Below are 20,229 nucleotides of genomic sequence, written 5' to 3' on the forward strand. Positions count from 1 at the left end.
CGCCTGCAAAGCGGGGGATCTGGCTATGTGGGACGAGTACACCAGTGAGGACATGTGCCTGCGCTCGCTGGCGGAGGGGGGCCACGGCCTGGAATTCAGTGCTGCGCGGAACGGGCGCGAAGAACTGCGCAGCTATTTGTCGGAATTGACCAGCGCCTTCGCAATGGAGCATTGGACGCTGGAGGAAACGGTTTCAGAAGGCGACCGGGTGGTGGGGCTTGGCACAACTGCCTGGACTTGCAAGGCCACTGGCAAGCGCGTGGAGACTCCTATCGCCGTAGTGTGCCGGTTCCGGGACGGGCGTATCTGCGAACTGCATGAGTTCTACGACACGGCGTCGGTGGCAGCCGCTGCCTGCTAAAACGAGCAGGGTGTTGATCAGGCCGTCAGCTGGCTGCCGTCGATGCCGGTAATCGCGGCGGTAACAATTTGGCCTTCGTCCTGCGGCGCCGCAAAGGTCACTTCGGTGAATTGCTCGGTGCGGCCCATGTGCGGGTTTTCCATCAGGATACGGTGGATCTTGCCGACCTGCCCGGCCAGATGGCGGGAGACCTGGGCATCGCCAGCTGCGCGCAGGCGGGCGGCGCGGTCCTTGATCACGTTGCCGTTCACCTGGTTCGGGATCTTCGCCGCCGGGGTGCCCTCGCGCTTGGAATAGGGGAACACGTGCAGCCAAGTTAGATCGCAGTCGGTGACCAGTTTCAGCGAGTTCTCGAAATGCGCATCGGTTTCGGTCGGGAAACCCGCGATGATGTCGGCGCCAAAGGTCATTTCCGGGCGCAGCTTGCGGGCCTCCTCGCAGAAGGCGATGGCATCGTCGCGCAGGTGGCGCCGGGCCATGCGCTTGAGAATCAGGTCGTCCCCGTGCTGCAGCGACAGGTGCAGATGCGGCATCAGCCGCGGCTCGGTGGCGATCGCCTGCATCAGGTTGTCGTCCGCCTCGATCGAATCGATCGAGGAGATGCGCAGGCGCGGCAGGTCCGGCACCAGCTTGAGGATCCGCATCACCAGGTCGCCCAGGCGCGGCTGTGCGGGCAGATCGGCGCCCCAGGAGGTGAGGTCCACGCCCGTCAGAACCACCTCGTTATAGCCCTTGTCCACCAGCCGCTTGATCTGATCGATCACCACGCCTGCGGGAACAGAGCGGGAGTTGCCGCGGCCGTAGGGAATGATGCAGAAGGTGCAGCGGTGGTCGCAGCCGTTCTGGACCTGCACATAGGCGCGGGAGCGGGTGCCGAAGCCGTCGATCAGATGGCCTGCGGTCTCGGTCACCGACATGATATCGTCGACCTGGACCTTCTCCGTGGTGCCGATGAAATCCGGGCCCTTGGCGATTTGCTGCCAGGTTTCCGGCTGCATCTTCTCGGTGTTGCCGATGACGCGGGTGACCTCTTCCATGGAGGCGAAGGTCTCCGGCTCGGTCTGGGCGGCGCAGCCGGTCACGATGATCGGTGCCTCGGGGTTTTCGCGGCGCAGCTTGCGGATCTCCTGACGCGCCTTGCGCACGGCCTCCGCCGTTACCGCGCAGGTATTCACCACCACGGCGTTCTCCAGGCCAGCTTGCTGGCTCAGCTCCTTCATCGCCTCTGTCTCATAGGCGTTGAGGCGGCAGCCAAGGGTCGTGAACTTGGGCACGCTCATGCCAGGGACTCCAGGAATTCACGGGTGAAGGTGCCGTCGAAGACATGCATGGTCGGGCCGGTCATCCAGACACCGTCCTCGGCCCAGTCGATCCAAAGGGTGCCGCCATCCAGGTCGATCTGCACTTTGCGGCCGGTCAGGCCGCGCCGGGCGGCTGCTACGGCCGTCGCGCAGGAGGAGGAGCCGGAGGCCAGTGTCACCCCCACCCCGCGCTCCCAGACGCGCATGCGGATGCGATCGGGGCCGGTCACCTGCGCGACCTGCACATTGGTGCGCTGGGGGTAGAGCGGGTGGTGCTCGTAGCGGTGGCCGAATTCCTCCAGCGGAATGACCTCTGCGTCCTCGACAAAGAAGGTGCAATGCGGATTGCCCATTCCGGTGGCAGTGGGTCCGCCCTCGATCGGCAGCTCCAGCGTGTCCGCTTCCTCGGCCAGCGGAATGTCTTGCCAGTCAAGCTGCGGCGCGCCCATGTTGACGGAGGTGAGGCCATTGCCGGCATCGCGGGCGTAAAGATCGCCGCGGCCGGTGGTCAGGTGCAGCTCGGGCTTTCCGCTTTCCAGGATCAGGTGGCGCGCCACGCAGCGGGTGGCATTTCCGCAGGCGCCGGAGGTGGAGCCATCGGCATTGTAGAAGGTCAGATGCGCGTCGCCCTTGCCGTTTGATATCACGGTCAGCTGGTCGAACCCGACGCCGAACTGGCGGTGGGCGATTCCCTTTGCCATTGCCGGAGTGATGGCAATGTCCTGCGCGCGCGCATCGACAACGACAAAGTCGTTGCCCAGCCCGTGCATCTTCATAAAGGGGAGTGCGGTATCTGCGGAGGTGCTCATGGCGGGCATATAGACCCGGCGCAAAGATGAATCCAGCCTTCGGCGAGAAAAGTTGAAAAAAGGGGTTGACCCCCCGCGCTACTCCCCCTAGATACGCCGCCTATCGGGACAGCGAGACACACGCTGCCAAGCAGTTCCGAAGCGAAATAAGTGCTTGAACCTTCTGGGAAAAACACTTAGACCGCGACGAAGAAGTGGGCCGTTAGCTCAGTTGGTAGAGCAACTGACTTTTAATCAGTGGGTCGCAGGTTCGAATCCTGCACGGCTCACCACTTCCTCCTAAAAACACCGCTGAATACCTTTAAGACGCTGATCCCCTTCGGGATTCCTGCGGCCCTCCGGATGTGCATACCGGCGTTTACAAGAGAGTTGGCGAAGCCCTCCCCCTTTCGGTTTAAACGCTGGGTGTTTGAGCTCGCTTCAGCCAAGTTCGTTTCCTGCTTTGAGGCAGCAGCGTGCTTCAACGGGGCAGGGCAACCGGCGGAAAATCGGCGGAGGCGCCGATGGTCTGTGCATGGGTTAGGAAATTCAACTCGTTAGGTGCCGTAAGCAGGGTTTACAGGATCATTGTTTGTGGGTCTGACTAGGCGGGAGGCCATACCAAAAGGATATTCAGATGGGTGAGGTACTGTTTGCTCTGCCGGCGACGCCGGTGATTCCGGTTGCCCGGGAGGCCGCAGGCTATTCCGTCGGGCGGGTGTTTTGTGTCGGACGCAATTATGCAGCACACGCCGCTGAGATGGGAAACGAAGTTGATCGGGAGGCCCCCTTCTATTTCACCAAGGCGGCGGTCAATGCGGTGCTGTCAGGTTCGGAGGTGCCCTATCCGCCGGGCACGGAGAACTTCCATTATGAAATGGAGCTGGCCGTGGCCATCGGGGCGCCGGTGTTCCGGGCGTCACCGGAGGAAGCCCGGGATGCGGTTTTCGGCTACGGCTGTGCGCTGGACATGACCCGGCGTGATCTGCAGATCCGCGAACGGCAGAAACAGCGGCCCTGGGATCTGGGCAAGGACCTGGAGAACGGCACGGTCCTGGCACCGCTGACCCGGGCGGCAGACTGGGGCGGCCCGGAGAAGCAGCGGATCTGGCTGGAGGTGAACGGGGAGACCCGGCAGGATGCCACGCTGGAGGAAATGATCTGGTCGGTGGAGGAGATCATCTGCCATCTGTCAGGGTTTTACCATTTGCGCCCCGGGGACCTGATTCTGACCGGCACGCCTGCCGGGGTAGGCCCGGTGCAAGGCGGCGACCGGATTCGCGGCGGGATTGACGGGCTTGTGCCTGTAGAGCTGTCCCTGACTGCAGCGGAATGACGCAAGGCTGGGCAGCAAACGAATATTGTTGCTTTGCCGCGGTTTCAATATGTATCAATTTGAATGTGATTGCGGGGGCTTCGTAACATATCAAGCGGAGAATCTGCCTGCGGCAAGAGTTGGCAGGCAGATTTCATGAGTAAAAAATGCATAATCTGCTGTTGATGGTTACAAACGCACCTAATAGCAGGGAGGCAGCCGGTTCGATAAACGAACCTTTTGCGGGGCTCTGACGGCAGAAACGGAAAGATAATCGCTGGTTTCCGCAGCAAAGTTGCACAGGCGGGCATCCGGCAAGGGATGAGGTCAAAGGGAGGACGATATGACCACACGGAGAAAGCTACTGGGCGCCGTTGGCGCGGCAGCTGTTGCGGCATTCTGCGCGGCACCGGTATTTGCGCAGGAGGTAACGCTGAAACTGCACCAGTTCCTGCCGGCGCAGGCGAACGTGCCGAAACTGATCCTGGATGTCTGGGCGGACAACGTCGAGGAATCCTCGGGCGGGCGCATCAAGGTTGACCGCTTTCCCTCGATGCAGCTGGGCGGCAAGCCGCCGGAGCTGATGGACCAGGCCATCGACGGCGTTGCGGATATCGTCTGGACCGTGGTGGGCTATACCCCGGGCCGCTACCCCTCGACCGAAGTGTTTGAGCTGCCGTTCATGATGACCAACGCACGCGCCGTGTCGCATGCCTATTGGGAAATGTTCGACAAGCACATGAAGGACACCGAGTTCAAGGATGTGAAGATCCTGGGCACCTGGGTGCATGGGCCGGGCATGATCCATACCGCCGATCCGGTGGAGACTCCGGAAGATCTGGAAGGCATGAAGATCCGCGGAGGCGGCCGTTCGGTCAACGCGCTGCTGACCGAGCTGGGCGCGACCCCGGTCGGGATGCCGGTTCCGGCGATCCCGGAAGGCCTGTCCAAGGGCGTGATCGACGGCACCACCATTCCGTGGGAAGTGACCGCGGCGCTGAAGGTTCCGGAGCTGGTGGAGAACCACACCGAGTTCACCGGGAAGGCGCTTTATACTCTCACCTTCGTTCTGGCGATGAACAAGGAGAAGTACGAGAGCCTGCCGGATTACCTGAAAAAGGCCATCGACGACAACTCCGGACTGGAGTTCTCGGTCTTTGCCGGCGGCACACAGGCGGATTCGGACGGCCCCTCGCGCGAGATGGCGCTGGACCTGGGCAACAACGTCATCACCCTTGACGAAGACCAGACTGCAATCTGGCGCGAACGTGCGCAGCCGATCTACGACCAGTGGATCGCTGACATGAAGGAAAAAGGCATCGACGGTGCCGCGCTGATCGAGGAAGCCAGCGGGCTGATCGAGAAATACACGCCGCAGTACCAGTAAGGCGTTTGAATTGATAAAGGTGAAGGGCCGCGCGGCATTGGCACTGCGGCCCTTTGCATACCGGAACAAGGCAACTGAACCATGCACAAGCTCATGATGCGGCTGGCCAAATCAATGGCCTACCTGGGCGGTGCGGTCCTTACTCTTCTGATCATTCTGACATGTGTTTCGATCGCTGGGCGTTTGCTCAACGGTTTCTTCCATGGCGATTTGATGGAACGGATTGCACCAGGGTTTTCGAAATGGATGACGGGCTGGGTCGGGCCAGTGAACGGCGACTTCGAGCTGGTTGAGGCCGGTGTGGCCTTTGCCATCTTCGCCTTCTTGCCGCTGTGCCAGATCACTGCGGGCCATGCCTCGGTCGATGTGGTGGCCAATGCGTTTCCGCGCGGCGTGAAACGGTTTCTGCGGATGGTGACCGAAATTGTCTTTGCCGCGGTGCTGGTGCTGATCGCCTGGCGGCTGGGGGCAGGGCTGGCAGGCAAGTATTCCAATGGCGAGACCTCCTTCCTGCTCGAGTTTCCGATCTGGTGGGCCTACGCCATCAGTCTGGTGGCAGCCGTCGTGGCGGCCATCGTGGGCACTTACATGGGTGCGGTGCGCACCATCGAATTCTTTACCGGCCGGATCCTGATCTGGGACGGCGTGGAGGGTGAACAGTGACGGCTCTTGAAATTGGCATTGCCTCCTTTCCGGTTTTGATGATTCTGATCTTTCTGCGGGTGCCGATCGGGCTCTCGATGTTCCTGGTCGGCCTTGGCGGGCTGATCTGGGTGACGGATGGCACGCAGGTCGCATTCGGGCGGCTGAAAAGCGAGACCTATACCACCTTTTCCTCCTATTCGCTGACCATCGTGCCGATGTTCCTGCTGATGGGGCATTTCGCGACGCTGGGGGGCATGTCCACTGCGCTGTTCAAGGCGGCAGAAGGGTTCCTGGGCCACCGCAAGGGCGGGGTCGCCATGGCCGCTATTGGCGCCTGTGCGGGCTTTGGCGCGATCTGCGGCTCGTCTCTGGCTACAGCGGCCACCATGGGCCGGGTCGCGCTGCCGGAGCTGAAGCAATACGGCTATGCCGGCGGGTTTTCGACCGCGACACTGGCGGCAGGCGGCACGCTGGGCATCCTGATCCCACCCTCGGTTGTCCTGGTGATCTATGCGATCCTGACCGAGCAGAACATTGCCAAGCTGTTCCTGTCGGCCTTCATCCCCGGCCTGCTGGCGGCATTGGGCTATGTGATTGCGATTTCCATTTACGTCCGTCTGTTCCCGGAAAGCGCAGGCACCCGCCCGCCGGTTCCAATGCGTGACCGCTTTGCCGCGCTGTTCCATGTCTGGCCGGTGCTGCTGGTGTTTGGTCTGGTTGTCGGCGGCATTTACCTGGGCTGGTTCACCCCGACCGAAGGCGCGGCCGTGGGGGCCTTTGGCACCGGCTTCATTGCCTGGACCAATGGCGGGCTGAACCGCGAGACTCTGGCGGACAGTTTCCTGGTGACGGCGCGGTCTACCGCGATGATTTTCTTCATCGTGCTGGGCGCGGGCTTCTACAACGGGTTCCTGGCGCTGACCAAGGTGCCGCAGGAACTGGCGGACCTGGTTGTCAGCCAGGGCCTCAGCCCCTGGATGGTGCTGGCGCTGATCCTCGCCTTCTATCTGGTGTTCGGCTGTCTGATGGACTCGCTCTCGATGATCCTGCTGACCATCCCGATCTTCTTCCCGGTGATCTCTGCCTTGGACTTTGGTCTGCTGTCCCTGCCCGCGATGCAGGCGGATGCCGCGATGGAGGTGCTGAAGGCCGGCGTGCCGGAGGGGATGGGGGCAGAAATGCTTGCCTCGATACAGGATGCCATCGCCACAGGGGCGGAGCTGACCCGTGAGCAGATGAAGGAGCTGGGCATCCGGGTGACCGAAGGCCGGGTGAACCGGATCGAGGCGGAGTATGTCGCCATCTGGTTCGGCGTGCTGGTGCTGATCGTGGTGGAGGTTGGCCTGATCACCCCGCCGGTGGGCATGAACCTGTTCATCATCAACGCGATGGACCGCAAGACCAAGATGATCGACACCTACAAGGCGGTCATGTTCTTTGTCGCCTCCGACCTGATCCGGGTGGTCATTCTGGTGGCCTTCCCGATCATCACGCTGCTGCCGCTGATGCTGATGCAGTAACGCGCTGCCCTCTCCCGCGTCGTGCGGGGGGGCTGGCTGCCGGATTTGATCCAGTGCCGCAACCGCGCCTGTTTGTTGACGCAGCGGCGCTTAGGGTCCGTGCCGTTTGATACCGCGGACTCGCGCCGGTAGGATCCAAATAAAGAAATATGCAGGGCGGCAGGAAATGGCAGGGCAAGACGCATTCGTTCATGAAATCCGTGTGGGCTGGGGCGACTGCGACCCGGCGCGGATCGCCTATACCGGGCGGCTGCCTGCCTTTGCCTTGGAAGCGATTGACGCCTGGTGGGAGCATCACCTGGACGGTGACGGCTGGTATCAGATGGAACTGGACCGCGGCACCGGCACGCCGTTTGTGCATATGAGCATCGACTTCCGGTCCCCTGTTACGCCCCGCCACCGGCTGATGTGCGAAGTTTGGCCGGCTGCCTTGGGCAGTAAGTCGGTGACCTTCCGGGTCAATGCACGGCAGGACGGGGTGCTGTGTTTCGAAGGCAAATTTATCTGTGTCTTCATCGCCCCTGAGACCTTCACCGCCAAATCCGCACCGGAAGACTACCGGGCGGTGATCGAGGCGCAACTGCGGCCCGAGTAGGGCCGGTCAGCGCAGCCAGCCATCAGAGAACGCCACCGCGCTGACACCTGCAAACCGCGCCACCCGGTCCAGCTCCGCCTCCAGCCGCCTGATGCGGGCCGCGCCCCATTTCACGCCCCTCTCCGGCCAGACGGCGGTCACGCGCAGCAAGTCTGCGTCGCGGTCTGCTTTCATGTCGATGCGGCCCGCAAGGCGTTCGCCCTCCAGCAGCGGGAAGACATAATAACCGTATTGGCGTTTGGGGGCGGGGGTGAAGACCTCGATCCGGTAGTGAAAGCCGAACAGCCTGTCGGCCCGCTTACGGTCGCGCAGGGCCGGATCAAAGGGGCTGAGCACCCGCATCCGTCCCGGCGCCGGCCCCAGCTCTGCCGCTGCTTCAATGGTGCCGGGCCGGGTGAACACCTTGCGCAGGTTGCCATCCGCCTGCTCGATTTCGATCTCCTCTAGCTCGCCCAGGCGCAGCTGATCCGCGCACCAAGCCTTGGCCTCCGCCGGAGAGGCGGTGTCCCAGAAGGCGGCGAGCTCTCCCGATGTGGCAAAGCCCAGCCGGCCGAGGGCGGCCGAGCACAGCCAGTTGACCGTCGCCGCTTCATCGCAGCGGGCATCAGGACGCAGATGCTCCTCAATCACCCGTTCCGTCAGGTCATAGCGTTTCTGAAACCCCTCGCGCCCCACCACCGTCAGTGCGCCGGAGCGCCAAAGGTATTCCAGCGCGGTTTTGGACGGGTGCCAGTCCCACCAGCCACCAGAGCCCTTTTTCTCGTCCTTGCCGACATCGGAAGAGCTGGCGGGCCCGTGATCGCGGACGTGGTTCAACACGGTTTCAAACTGCGCATCGAACCCGTCGCGCCGCCAGTTGCGCCAGCGTTTGCGCAAGAGTTCGGTGTCGCGCTGAAACCTGAGATGCCAATGCGGGTAAAACGCCATCGGTATCATTGCGGCGTCATGGGTCCAATGCTCAAACAGCCCGCGGTCCCGCTCGTAAAGCCGTTTGAGGTTTTGCGCCCGGTAGCCCGGCCGGCGTGAATACAGGATCACGTCATGGGCGCGCGCAACGGTGTTGATGCTGTCGAGCTGTACGAAACCCAGCCGCTGGATCAGGTCCAGCAGATCCGCACCTTTGGCCGGGCCTGCGGGCTGTTCCAGCAGCGCGTGGCGGTCCAGGAACAGCCGCCGCGCGCTTTGGTTGCCGAGCCTCTGCAGCGCCATCAGCGCCGTTTCAGCGTATCGCCATAAGAGATGGTCGGGGTCAGCGTGACATGAGACTCAATCTCTGCGTCCGGATCCTCCAGCTGGGCGGCAATGATCTCAGCCGCCTTGCGGCCGATTTCCAGGCGGCAAGCATCCATGGTGGCGAGCTTGCGCGGCAGCCCCTGCAGCAGCTCCACGCCGTTGAAACCGGCAAGGCCGATCTGGCCGGGCACGTCGATGCCCTGATCCAGCAGGTACAACAAACCGCCTGCACCGATCATGTCGTTGGAATAATAGAGGAAATCCAGTTCCGGTGAACGTTCCAGCATTGCTTGGGTCATCTCGCGCCCCTTGGCCAGGGCCGAGCCGCCGGAATAAAATTCGCGGTCCTCGATCTCCACACCTTCCTTGGCCAGCGCCTCGGTGAAGCCTTCGAAGCGTTTGCGGGCGCGGTGGTCGAGCGGCATCTTGGTGCCCATGAAGCCGATGTGGCGGTATCCTGCCTTGAGGATCGCCTTGGCCATCTCACGCCCCGCACGGCGGTGGGAAATGCCGACCATCGCATCTACCGGCTTGCCGTCGGTATCCATGATCTCCACCACCGGGATGCCAGCGCTGTTCAGCATGGCGCGGGCGGCTTCGGTATGCTCCAGCCCTGCGATGATCACGCCGGAGGGGCGCCACGAGAGCATCTCGTACAGCACCTTTTCCTCTTTTTCGGGCTGATAGTCGGTGACGCCGACAACCGGCTGCAGCTCAGTATTCTCCAGCACCTTGTTGATGCCGGTCAGCACCTCGGGGAACACCATGTTGGACAGTGACGGGATGATCACCGCAACCAGGTTCACCCGGTTCGAGGCCAGTGCACCTGCGATTTTGTTGGGCACATAACCCAGTTCCTTGGCGGCGCTCAGCACTTTGGTGCGCGTCTTCTCCGACACGTCCCCGCGGTTGCGCAGCACGCGGCTCACGGTCATTTCGGAAACACCGGTCGCCTCTGATACATCGCGAAGGGTGAGCGGGCGCTTGCTGTCCGTTGTCACGTTATTGAGCCTCTTGTTACTGCTGCATTCAGGTTAGCGCAGACATCTGCTGCTGCACAATGGAAACTGCGCGCGGCAAAACGGCTGCTGGCACGGTCCATCCCATTGTGATCGCAGGATGGATTTGCTATCGCGTAAACACGCGCGGCCCCGTGGCTCAACTGGATAGAGCAGCCCCCTCCTAAGGGGCAGGTTGCAGGTTCGAATCCTGCCGGGGTCGCCAATTTCTGCAATCAAAAATCCGTGGATTCACTTTTGAATTCCTTGGCTGGCTGACCTTTGTTGGTTCCAACGACGCTACCGGAAGCTGGATGCGCCCGCCAAGCAAACTTGGCGTGTCCGGGAGATCATGATCAAGAGGATGGTTCCGGTAAGCCGGACGCCGCGCGGGTGGTGCTGGGCAGTTCGCCAAAGCGCGCGCGGTAAAGCTGGGAAAACCGGCCCAGGTGGGAAAAGCCGCTGTCATATGCGATGCTGCTGACCGGCGTCCCGGCAGGGCGGGACAGCAGCAGGTAGCGGGCCAGATCCAGCCGCAGGTCGCGCAGGTATTCCACCGGGCTCAGGTCGAAATGCTGGCGGAACCCGGCTTGCAGTGTGCGGATGCTGCAGCCGGCCGCGGCGGCAATGGCAGTGACAGTCAGCGGCTCAGCCGCGTTAGCGTGGATAAAGTCCTGCGCACGGCGGATCTGCAGGCTGCTGCCTTGAGGTGCGCGAGGGGACAAAAGATGGCGGATATTGCTTTGCTGGTGGGTCAGCAGGCCTAGGATCAGCTGCTCCTCGATCACCTGCTGCTGCATCGCGCTCCAGTGGCCGAAACCGGCCCGGGCGTCGGTGGCGCGGACACAGGCGATGAATTGCCGGGTCCAGCTCTGCAGAGGCCCGGTGCCGAGTGGTGCCGCAGTGTCAAAGACCACCGGCTCGGACAGTGGCAGCCCGGCTGCACGCTCGGCTAACCCGTGCAGTGCGTCCCGCTCGATTTGCAGAAGCAGCATCTGGCAGTCGGCGTGCCAGGTCATCCGGGTTGCCCGGGTCGGGTTGAGAACGGTGGCCTGGCCAGTGTGCGAGTCCACCGCTGCGGCGCCGTTGGCGACTTGGGCGGTGCCGCAGAGGGGCATTTGCACCAGATAGAAGTCCCTCAGTTCACCGGGGTCGATCTGCACGGCGGAGCCATAGCTCAGGTAATTGAGAGACAGGCTGCCCCCGGGCACATGGTTGTGGCGGGTGCCGAAACCGCGGGTCCTGCCGGCAGGCTGCAAGCGGTGGTCGCAGAATTTCTGCGCCACCAGCGCGCGGGCCTCGTCAAGGTCGCGGCTGTTAAATTGCCGCCACGCGCGCAAAGGCTCGTGGTTCGGTGATGGCTGCTGCCGAGTCATCCGCGCAGCCTAACACGGTTCTGAAATCAGGCAATCGCGCGCGTCTGCGCTATTTTGCGCATTCTGGATAATCCTTTTCCACTGCTGCCCCTAGGCTCGGTGATTGAGCGATAAGGGAGGAAACCATGGCTCTGGATCAGGGAATCACCAAGGTGACGGATGGGCTGGAGGGCTTGTCCTGGAATGTCGTCGGGCACACCTACACGCCCAAGCTGCACAGCGAGAACGCCTTTATCTGGCACGCGGTCATTCCGGACGGAACCTTTGTGCCGCCGCATGTGCACCCCACCCAGGATGAGTGGATCACCATGCTGGAAGGCACGCTGGACGTCGAGTTCGGCGGTGAGGTTTACCAGGCCGGGCCGGGCGACACGGTGCGGATGCCGATGGGGGTGGCGCATGGCATCTTCAACCGCTCCGGCGCACAGGCCACCTGCGTGTTCGGGGTGGCGCCCTCGCGCAAGCTGTTCGAGCTGTTCTGTGCGCTGGACGGGGTGACTGATCCGGAAGAGCTGGTGCGGCTGTCGGCATTGCACGAGGTCGATTTCCTGCCGCCGCCGTCGGAATAAGGGAGGCGGACATGGTGAAACGCAAGACGGTCGCCGTAATCGGCGGCGGGGTAAGCGGGCTGGCTGCGGCCAAGGCCTTTGCCGAAAAGGGGCATCAGGTTCTAGGCTTCGAACGCAGCCACGATCTGGGCGGGGTGTGGGAGCCGTCGCGTTCCTACCCCGGGGTGCAGACGCAATCGCCCAAGGACCTGTACTGCTATACCGACCATCCGATGCCGGATGATTACCCGGAATGGCCCAAGGGGCCGCAGGTGCACGCCTATCTGCATTCCTATGCGGACAAGCACGATCTGCACCGGCTGTTCCATCTGAACACCAATGTGCTGGAGATGGACCGGCGCCCGGACGGTCAGCCGGGCTGGCGGCTGGTTATTGAGGCGGGTGGCGAGACCCGGGCGCAGGACGTGGATTTTGCCGTAGTCTGCACCGGGCAGTTTTCCGAAAAGAACATCCTTACCCATCCCGGGCAGGAGGCCTTCACCGCGCAGGGCGGGGAGGTGATGCACTCCTCGGAGTACCTTGATCCGGAGCACGCGCGCGGCAAGCGGGTGGTGGTGCTGGGCGGCTCGAAATCCGCGACCGACGTGGCGGTGAATGCGGCGCAGAACGGCGCCAGGCGGGTGCATCTGGTTTACCGGCAGAATGTCTGGCGGGTGCCGTATTTTGTTGGCGGCATCAACTTCAAGAAGCTGCTCTACATGCGGGCGCAGGAGGTGCAGTTCAACGGCTGGGGCCGCAGCTGGCTGCACAAGGCCTTCTATGGTTTGGCCAAGCCGCTGATCTGGGTCAACTTTCGCGGTCTTGAGGCGCTGTTGAAGTTGCAGCTGGGGTTGAAGAAGTGGGACATGGTGCCCGAGATCCCGATCGAAAAGGATGTCTCCTGCTCGGTGCCGATCGTGACGCCGGGGCTGTTCGAAGGCTTCAAGGACGGCTCGATCCTGCCGCACCGCACCACCTTCTCGCATTATGACGGTGACGAAATTGTGCTGGAAAATGGTGAGCGTATCGGCGCTGATCTGGTGATCTCGGCGGTCGGTTGGAAGCTGGGTATTCCCTATCTGGCGCAGCGGCATCTGGACAAGCTGATCGAGGCGGACGGCCAGTACCGGACCTACCGCCTGGCGGTGAACCCGGACCTGCCTGAGATGGGCTTTGTCGGTTTCAACTCGAGCTTCTGCACGATCCTGTCGGCGGAGATGGTGGCGAACTGGCTGGTCCGCTATGCCGACGGGAAGCTGGCGCGGCAGCCTTCGCGGGCAGAGATGGAGAACAATATTCAGATGATGCTCGATTGGCGGCGCAAGGAGCGTCCGGCGGCGCAGATCTATGGCGGGCTGTGCTCGGCGCCGTTCCATTTCAAGCACTTCGATGAGCTGCTGATGGATATGGGCGCGACGCAGTGGAAACGGTCTAATCCGCTGGCTGAGCAATTCGCACCGCCCGATGCCAGCGCCTATGGCCGGTTCCTGGCATCGGCTCCGCAATATCAGGCGGCCTGAGCGACCCTGCGCCTGCCGGAAACGGCGGGCGCACATGCCTAACAGGGCACGTTATCTTGCCGCTGCCGTCAGCTGTTTTTCGAGTGAGGGGGGATGGTGCCCAGGAGAGGACTCGAACCTCCACGTCCATACGGACACTAGCACCTGAAGCTAGCGCGTCTACCAATTCCGCCACCTGGGCAGGTGTCGTGAGGAGGGCGTATAAGCGGAGTCTCAGGCGGCGTCAAACGGAAAATGTGTGCCTTGGAAGAATTTCCTGAAAATCTGCCGGCTGTAAGGTTTTCCCAAGTGAATCCAGTGCGTTGATGGAAAAGACCGGATTTCCGGCCCGCCGGAATTCCGGGTGCCGGTTTGATCCTGCGCAAAGTGGCGGATTCGCAAAAGGGGCATAGGAAAGTCATGAAACAGATTGACCGCCTCCAAGCCCTTGGACTGTTCGACAGCCGGGTGCCCCGCTACACCTCTTATCCGACCGCGCCGGTGTTCTCCGCAGCCGTTGGGGCCGCCGATCAGGCCCGCGAGCTGCAGGCGCTGGATCCGGATGTGCCGGTTTCGGTCTACTTGCATATCCCGTTCTGCGAGCGGTTGTGCTGGTTCTGTGCCTGCCGGACCCAAGGCACCCAGACGCTGAGTCCGGTGGAGAGCTACATCGGCACGCTGGAGCAGGAGCTGAAGCTGGTGGCGCCGCTCTTGCCCAAGGGCTTGCGGATGGGGCGGATGCATTGGGGCGGCGGTACGCCGACCATCCTGCCTCCGCACTTGATCCATCGGCTGGCACAGGCGGTGAAGGCAGTGTTCCCGCACACCGATGACTGGGAGTTCTCGGTGGAGATTGACCCGACCATGGTTGACCGGGACAAGATCGCGGCGCTGGCGGCGGAAGGTATGAACCGGGCCAGCATCGGTATTCAGGACTTTGACCCGCTGGTGCAGCAGGCGATCGGGCGGGCGCAGCCGTTTGAGGTGACCAAGGCTTGTGTCGAGGATCTGCGCGCGGCGGGGATCAATTCGCTGAATGCCGATCTGGTCTATGGGCTGCCGCACCAGACGCAGGCGCGGATGGCGGACACGGTGGAGAAGGTGCTGAGCCTGAACCCCGACCGGCTGGCGCTGTTCGGGTACGCGCATGTCCCGTGGGTGGCCAAGCGGCAAAAGCTGATAAAAGAAGAGACACTGCCCCACGATCTGGCGCGGTATCATCTGGCCGGGCTGGCGGCGGAGAAATTTGCGGAGGCGGGCTTTGCCGCGATTGGCATCGACCATTTCGCCAAACCCGGCGACGGGCTGGAGGCGGCGGCCCGCACCGGCCATCTGCGGCGCAATTTCCAGGGCTACACGGACGACACTTGCCCGACGCTTATCGGGTTCGGTGCGTCCTCGATCTCCCGCTTTGCCGGGGGCTACATCCAGAATGCCGCCGCAACGCCTGCCTATGTGCAGCGGGTTGAGGCCGGGCAGCTTACTGGCGCGCGCGGCCATGTGATGAGCCAGGAGGACCTGCTGCGCGGCCGTGCCATCGAGATGCTGATGTGCGATTTCCGGCTGGACCGGGCAGAGCTGCGGCAGCGCTTTGGGAGTCTGGCGGCAAGCTTGGATGCAGATCTGGCGCAGATCGCGGCCCGCTTTGGCGATCTGGTGAGCTTGGACGCGGAAGCGCTGGAGATCTTGCCCGAGGGCCGTCCGCTGACCCGGATCATTGCCAGCAGCTTCGATGCACATGTGCCCGAAGGTGTGCGTTACAGCAGGGCGTCCTGAACCGGGAGCGGCGTGCTCCCGCCTGTTCAAGAGCCTCCTGCCGGAGGCCCCTCACAGTTGGGCGTGGCGCTGTGCTGGCGCACAGCGCGGCCATCCTCATCACCTGGCTCCGCTCGCCAGCACCGGGTTAGGGACTGCAGGTGCAGCGCCTTGGTGCGGTTTGCCTTAGAGGCGGGTTTGACCGGCCAATAATCGGAAGAGCCGTTCAAGGCAGGCGTGTCTTTGAACGGCTATTGACGGGACAGGCAGCGCAGCTGCCGGGCCCAAGGCCGCGAAGGAGTTCCGGCGCAGCCGGGGCACCTGCGGGCGCGGGAGTACGCCCCTTTTTCCTAGCGTCAGCCGTCTTTCACCAGCCGGAATCCCAGATAGTCCGGCGGCAGCCCGACCGCACAGCCGCCGACGCTGGCATCCCGGATGAAATCGATCACCACCGCCCGGTGGCGGCCGCCGGTGATGCGGGCGCTGCAGTAAGGATCGCCCAGCTCCAGGCTGCCGTCCTTGCGCACCTCGCCGTTCTGCATGCAGCCGCCGGTCCATTCCCAGATGTTACCGCCGAGCCCGCTGAGGCCGTTGCTATTGGCGCTGGGCTCGCTTTTCGGGTCCTGAGCAGGTCCCGGCAGGCCGCGCAGCGTGACGCCGCGGGCGTATTGGCGCAGCCAGCGCTGGGCCGGGTCGCCGCCATCCGTCTCAACCGCCTCGTCGCCAAAGATTTCGGCCGCAGCGAGCTGCCATTCGGCTTCGTCCGGCAGCCGCCAGCTCTCTCCGGTTTCCTTGGAATACCATTGAGCATAGGCAGTGGCGTCGTGCCAGCTGACATGGGTTTGCGGCTGGCTGCCTTCTGCCGGGGTGCTGTCCGCTTCCTTGCAGGCGCCCGCTGCCACGCAGGCCGCATAATCCGCGCCTGAAACCTGATGTTTCATGATTTCAAATGCCGCAACAGGCCGCCGCTGTTCCGGCGGCACCACGCTTTTGCCGTTGCGGTGAAAGTTTCCGATCGGGCGGTAGGCGATTGTGTCTGCAGCGATAGACACGGTTTCGGCCTGCGGCGCCGGTTCCTTGACGGCGGAATACCAGAACCCCGGCAGGCCAATGGCGGCGGCAAGCCCGGCGGCAATCAGCTCAACTTTCATGTCTGTGTCCCCTTCAGGCAAAAACGGGCGGCCGCGTGCTGCGGCCGCCCTGTCCAGTTTTGCTTCCGGCCGGAGGTCAGGCGCCGGAGTACTCGGTCGGGGCGACCACCTGTTCCATCAGGTCGTTGTTCCATTCACCTTCGACCACCACATGCGCGGTTGCGCCGAGGTTCACCGCCTCGATCAGGTTGTGGTTCACGTAGGCATAGACACCCGGCTGCAGGAACTCATAGAGCGCTGCCCCGGCCGAACCGCCGCGGATGAACCAAGTTTCCAGATCCCGGTCCGGCACGTTGTTGAACTTACCGGCTTCCCAGACCAGGTCGCCGTGACCGCCGATCAGGTGTGGACGGCTGTCGCGGTTGGCCTGACTGTGCACGAACAGCACTTTCTCGCCCTGCTTCGCCTTCATGGCGTTCTCACCGGTCAGCGCGCCAACAGCACCGTTGAACACCACATGGCTGGGGATCAGCCCGTTCATGACTTCCAGCGTGTCGGGATAGCTTTCACCCACGTCCTCATAGCGGATGTAGTCGCCGTTTTCGTCCTTTGGAATGTAAAACTCGTTTTCGCCGATGTAGTAGACGCGATCGTATTTCACCGGGTTGCCGTTGTGGTCCGACAGCCCTTCGCGCGGCAGCACCATGATGGTGCCGGCCATGCCCGAGGCGACGTGCCAGGGGATCATGGGGCCGCCCGGGGCGCAGTGGTAGACAAAGGTGCCTGGGCGGGTGGCCTTGAAGCGCAGCACGGTTTTCTCGCCCGGGTTCACCAAGGTCAGCGCGCCGCCGCCCAGGGCGCCGGTGGCTGCGTGGAAGTCGATGTTGTGCTGCAGCATGTTTTCCGGCGGGTTGATAAGGGTGAGTTCGACATAATCGCCCTCATGGACCACCATCATCGGACCTGGGATGGAGCCGTCAAAGGTCATCCCCTGAAGGTAGGCGCCCTGGTCGACCTCGATCTCCTTTTCGATGATCTTCATCTCGAATTCGACGATGCGGGGGGCACCCGGGGCGATCTGCTCGTGTTCATGCACGAAGGGCGGTGCAACCAGCTCGCGCTTGATGCGCTTGAGGCTGGACAGGTCCACAGGCGCCGCGGCCTCGTGGACGGATGTGCTCTCGGCCTTTGCGGCTTTGGCCAGTACAGGCAGCGCTGCTGCGCCGGCTGCCCCCATCAGTGCGGCTCTGCGGGTCAGCATGATGATCTCCTTTCAGTGTTCAATGTGCTGTGTTGAGGAGACCCTAGCGCCGCGCGCTGTACAGGTGTTTGTCCCTTATCAACCTTCGATATGAATTCTTGATGGCAAGATAAGAGGTTTTTAACATGCAGGATTTGCCGCTGTAGAACTTGGCCAAGGCTGCGTGATCAACGAAGCGGTTTAGGAAGGAACTGCCGGCAAATTTAATTGTTAAGGCTCGTTTAACGCGCCGCCTGCTATTTCAGGGATGGGTGAAAATAGTGGTGGTGGATATGAGCGCACAGAGCAATGTGGCGCCCATTATCATCAAGAAGAAAAAAGTCAGTGGTGGCGATGGCCATCACGGTGGCGCGTGGAAGGTGGCCTATGCCGACTTCGTGACCGCGATGATGGCCTTCTTTATGCTGATGTGGCTGCTGAACGCGACGACGGAAAAACAACGCAAGGGGCTGGCGGATTACTTCTCGCCTTCGATTCCGCTGAGCCGGGTTTCCGGCGGCGGCAATGGTGCGTTTCAAGGTGACAGCATGTTCACCGAAGACATCAAACCGCAGTCTGGTACTGGGGCAACGGATATCAACCCGATGGATGCCCAGCAGGCGCAGGGTGAAACCGGGGTTGAGTCCAACGAGAATCGCGAGGAAGAGGATTCCAAATTCCGCGCAATCGAGGAACAGCTGTCCGGGCGCGGCGGCGAGAGCATGGTGTCGGTCGCAATGTCCCGCCATATCGTGACCCGGGTCACCGACGAAGGGCTGATCATCGAGTTGTTCGCCACCGAGGACATGCCCCTGTTCAAACAGGATCAGGCGGAACCGGAACCGCTGTTCAGGGATCTGGTCAGGATGATTGCGCGGGTCTCTGAAAGCGTGACCAGCAATGTCGCTATCGGCGGCCATATCCGGTCCCACCCGGTTGTTCTCGCGAAGAATCCGGTTTGGGAGTTGTCCCACGCGCGGGCGGACAAGACGCGCACGCTGCTCGAATTGGGCGGTCTGGCCGCGGGCCGGGTTTACAGGGTGACTGGGCACGCCGACCGTAAGCTGGCTGTCGGAAATCCCATGGCCGCTCGCAACGACCGGATCGAGATCATCTTTTTGCGGGAATAAGTCCCTGAAAACATTGAGGCAGGCGGCTGACAGATAGGTCATATTTTATCTGTTAGCCGCCCGTTAATCGCTCCTGCGCTAGCTGTTGCAACCAGAATGATTAGATGCAGCAGAAAGGCGTGCTATGACCATTTCTTCGTCGCTGAACGCGGGCGTTTCAGGATTGAGCGCCAACGCCAGCCGGTTGGCTTCCATTTCCGACAACATCGCCAACTCCTCGACCCGTGGCTACAAGCGAGTCCAGACCGATTTCCATTCCATGGTCTTGTCCGGTTCCGGCGGCACTTATTCTGCGGGTGGTGTGCGCGCGACCAACGTCCGGCTTATCGACGAGCGCGGCCCGCTGGTTTCGACCAACAACGCCACCGATCTGGCAGTGCGCGGCCGCGGCATGCTGCCGGTGGCCTCGATCACTGAGGTGGAGGCTGGCGGCAGCCCGTCGATGATGCTGACCAGCACCGGCTCTTTCCGGACTGATTCCAACGGGTATCTGTCGACGGACTCAGGCTTGGTCCTGATGGGCTGGCCCGCGCTGGCTGACGGCACGGTTCCGGATGCGGCCCGCGATACCAGCGACGGCCTTGAACCCGTCCGGATCGACCTCAACAGGCTGTCGGCGGAACCAACAACGGAAATCAGCCTGACGGCAAACTTGCCCGCCGCCGAAACCGATCCGGGTGCCTCCGGAGCCGTTGTCGAACAGGTGGTACAGTATTACGACAACATGGGCCGCTCCGAAGAGCTGACGATCACCTATACGCCCACGGTTGCAACGCTGCCGGCTACCACCGGTACGAACGAATGGACAATGCAAATCGTGGACTCCGCGACAGGCGCAACGGTCATCGGCGAATACACACTGACATTCGATGACAGCGCATCGTCGGCCGGCACGCTTCAAAGCGTAGCAACCGTAACTGGTGGTGCCTACGACGGAACCGCCGGCTCGGTGACCATCAACGTTGCGGGCGGCCCGGTCGAGATCAACATCGGTGTCATTGGCGAACAGAACGGGATGAGCCAGCTGGGCGACGAGTTCGTGCCTGGCACGACTGAGAAGGACGGTACGGCAGTCGGTTCCTTCGTTTCGGTTGAGGTCAACGCCTCCGGTGAGGTGATTGCCGCCTATGACTCCGGCGATACGAAGGTCATCTACAAGGTTCCGCTGGCGGATGTCTCCAACATCAACGGCATGCGGGCGCTGGACAGCCAGACCTACAAGCCGACTGACGATTCCGGGGCGTTTTACCTGTGGGATGCCGGTGACGGGCCGACTGGAGAAATCCTGGGTTACGCACAGGAGGAATCGGCGGTCGACGTGGCGACAGAGCTGACCGACATGATCCAGACCCAGCGAGCCTATTCGTCCAACGCCAAGGTAATCCAGACCGTTGACGAGATGCTGCAGGAAACCACCAACATCAAGCGCTAAAGCGCTTGATGCTCC

General features: G+C 62.4%; 17 protein-coding genes, 3 tRNA genes and 1 pseudogene. 13 read left to right on the plus strand and 8 right to left on the minus strand.

Annotated elements, in window-relative coordinates; genetic code table 11:
* Positions 1 to 13: 13 nt before the first annotated feature.
* Positions 14 to 361, plus strand: a pseudogene (locus ACXAED_RS08440) (nuclear transport factor 2 family protein); the annotation flags it as partial.
* Positions 362 to 378: 17 nt separating this feature from the next.
* On the opposite strand, the gene mtaB reads toward ACXAED_RS08440, so the two are convergent.
* Together mtaB and dapF are read right to left on the minus strand one after the other, a co-directional pair.
* Entirely contained in the window at positions 379 to 1,641 is a 1,263-nt protein-coding gene (gene mtaB / locus ACXAED_RS08445; RefSeq protein ID WP_475048701.1) for a tRNA (N(6)-L-threonylcarbamoyladenosine(37)-C(2))-methylthiotransferase MtaB, read from the minus strand.
* Complete coding sequence (dapF, locus tag ACXAED_RS08450) at positions 1,638 to 2,480, minus strand: diaminopimelate epimerase (RefSeq protein WP_475053055.1); 843 nt, start codon at positions 2,478 to 2,480, stop codon at positions 1,638 to 1,640. Before dapF ends, mtaB begins: the two co-directional genes overlap by 4 nt.
* 187 nt (positions 2,481 to 2,667) lie before the next feature.
* Here dapF and ACXAED_RS08455 point away from each other — a divergent pair.
* The 6 genes from ACXAED_RS08455 (at position 2,668) to ACXAED_RS08480 (ending at position 7,912) form a co-directional block, all read left to right on the plus strand.
* Positions 2,668 to 2,743, plus strand: a tRNA-Lys gene (locus ACXAED_RS08455).
* 344 nt (positions 2,744 to 3,087) lie between these two features.
* Positions 3,088 to 3,786: a fumarylacetoacetate hydrolase family protein gene (locus ACXAED_RS08460; RefSeq protein WP_475048702.1), complete on the plus strand. Its 699-nt coding sequence runs from the start codon at positions 3,088 to 3,090 to the stop codon at positions 3,784 to 3,786.
* A 322-nt stretch (positions 3,787 to 4,108) separates the two neighbouring features.
* Complete coding sequence (locus ACXAED_RS08465) at positions 4,109 to 5,152, plus strand: TRAP transporter substrate-binding protein (protein ID WP_475048703.1); 1,044 nt, start codon at positions 4,109 to 4,111, stop codon at positions 5,150 to 5,152.
* Between the two features lie 81 nt (positions 5,153 to 5,233).
* The gene (locus ACXAED_RS08470; protein WP_475048705.1) at positions 5,234 to 5,815 is read left to right on the plus strand and encodes a TRAP transporter small permease; all 582 of its coding nucleotides are present in this window, start codon (positions 5,234 to 5,236) and stop codon (positions 5,813 to 5,815) included.
* Complete coding sequence (locus tag ACXAED_RS08475; RefSeq protein WP_475048707.1) at positions 5,812 to 7,317, plus strand: TRAP transporter large permease; 1,506 nt, start codon at positions 5,812 to 5,814, stop codon at positions 7,315 to 7,317. The genes ACXAED_RS08470 and ACXAED_RS08475 overlap by 4 nt, the downstream gene beginning before the upstream one ends.
* A gap of 166 nt (positions 7,318 to 7,483) precedes the next feature.
* A complete protein-coding gene (locus ACXAED_RS08480) occupies positions 7,484 to 7,912 on the plus strand; it encodes an acyl-CoA thioesterase (protein WP_475048710.1) in 429 nt (142 codons plus the stop codon).
* 6 nt (positions 7,913 to 7,918) lie between these two features.
* Here the strand turns inward: ACXAED_RS08480 and ACXAED_RS08485 are convergent, their stop codons facing one another.
* Positions 7,919 to 9,121, minus strand: a complete 1,203-nt coding sequence (locus ACXAED_RS08485) for a winged helix-turn-helix domain-containing protein (RefSeq protein ID WP_475048712.1) — start codon at positions 9,119 to 9,121, stop codon at positions 7,919 to 7,921.
* Positions 9,121 to 10,146, minus strand: coding sequence for a LacI family DNA-binding transcriptional regulator (locus tag ACXAED_RS08490; RefSeq protein WP_475048714.1), 1,026 nt, complete (start codon positions 10,144 to 10,146; stop codon positions 9,121 to 9,123). Before ACXAED_RS08490 ends, ACXAED_RS08485 begins: the two co-directional genes overlap by 1 nt.
* 146 nt (positions 10,147 to 10,292) lie before the next feature.
* Here ACXAED_RS08490 and ACXAED_RS08495 point away from each other — a divergent pair.
* Positions 10,293 to 10,369, plus strand: a tRNA-Arg gene (locus tag ACXAED_RS08495).
* Between the two features lie 130 nt (positions 10,370 to 10,499).
* Here ACXAED_RS08495 and ACXAED_RS08500 read toward each other — a convergent pair.
* Positions 10,500 to 11,519: an AraC family transcriptional regulator gene (locus tag ACXAED_RS08500; RefSeq protein ID WP_475048715.1), complete on the minus strand. Its 1,020-nt coding sequence runs from the start codon at positions 11,517 to 11,519 to the stop codon at positions 10,500 to 10,502.
* A gap of 125 nt (positions 11,520 to 11,644) precedes the next feature.
* Here ACXAED_RS08500 and ACXAED_RS08505 point away from each other — a divergent pair, with 125 nt between their 5' ends.
* Together ACXAED_RS08505 and ACXAED_RS08510 are read left to right on the plus strand one after the other, a co-directional pair.
* Positions 11,645 to 12,088, plus strand: coding sequence for a cupin domain-containing protein (locus ACXAED_RS08505; protein ID WP_475048718.1), 444 nt, complete (start codon positions 11,645 to 11,647; stop codon positions 12,086 to 12,088).
* An 11-nt stretch (positions 12,089 to 12,099) separates the two neighbouring features.
* Positions 12,100 to 13,587 carry a flavin-containing monooxygenase gene (locus ACXAED_RS08510; protein WP_475048720.1) on the plus strand — a complete coding sequence of 496 codons (1,488 nt, stop codon included), beginning with the start codon at positions 12,100 to 12,102 and terminating at the stop codon, positions 13,585 to 13,587.
* A 94-nt stretch (positions 13,588 to 13,681) separates the two neighbouring features.
* Here the strand turns inward: ACXAED_RS08510 and ACXAED_RS08515 are convergent.
* Positions 13,682 to 13,768, minus strand: a tRNA-Leu gene (locus ACXAED_RS08515).
* A 218-nt stretch (positions 13,769 to 13,986) separates the two neighbouring features.
* Between ACXAED_RS08515 and hemN the strand changes: the two genes are divergently transcribed.
* Positions 13,987 to 15,342: an oxygen-independent coproporphyrinogen III oxidase gene (gene hemN, locus ACXAED_RS08520; protein ID WP_475048722.1), complete on the plus strand. Its 1,356-nt coding sequence runs from the start codon at positions 13,987 to 13,989 to the stop codon at positions 15,340 to 15,342.
* Between the two features lie 335 nt (positions 15,343 to 15,677).
* On the opposite strand, the gene ACXAED_RS08525 is transcribed toward hemN, so the two are convergent.
* Both ACXAED_RS08525 and nirK read right to left on the minus strand, forming a co-directional pair.
* The gene (locus tag ACXAED_RS08525) at positions 15,678 to 16,472 is read right to left on the minus strand and encodes a formylglycine-generating enzyme family protein (protein ID WP_475048723.1); all 795 of its coding nucleotides are present in this window, start codon (positions 16,470 to 16,472) and stop codon (positions 15,678 to 15,680) included.
* Between the two features lie 76 nt (positions 16,473 to 16,548).
* On the minus strand, positions 16,549 to 17,673 hold the full coding sequence (gene nirK / locus ACXAED_RS08530) for a copper-containing nitrite reductase (protein WP_475048725.1): 1,125 nt from the start codon (positions 17,671 to 17,673) through the stop codon (positions 16,549 to 16,551).
* A gap of 272 nt (positions 17,674 to 17,945) precedes the next feature.
* Between nirK and ACXAED_RS08535 the strand changes: the two genes are divergently transcribed.
* Positions 17,946 to 18,782, plus strand: a complete 837-nt coding sequence (locus ACXAED_RS08535; RefSeq protein WP_475053057.1) for a flagellar motor protein MotB — start codon at positions 17,946 to 17,948, stop codon at positions 18,780 to 18,782.
* Positions 18,783 to 18,906: 124 nt separating this feature from the next.
* Positions 18,907 to 20,214, plus strand: a complete 1,308-nt coding sequence (locus ACXAED_RS08540; protein WP_475048728.1) for a flagellar hook protein FlgE — start codon at positions 18,907 to 18,909, stop codon at positions 20,212 to 20,214.
* The last annotated feature ends 15 nt before the right edge of the window (positions 20,215 to 20,229 follow it).

The organism is Leisingera sp. ABM4_103 (assembly GCF_056158685.1).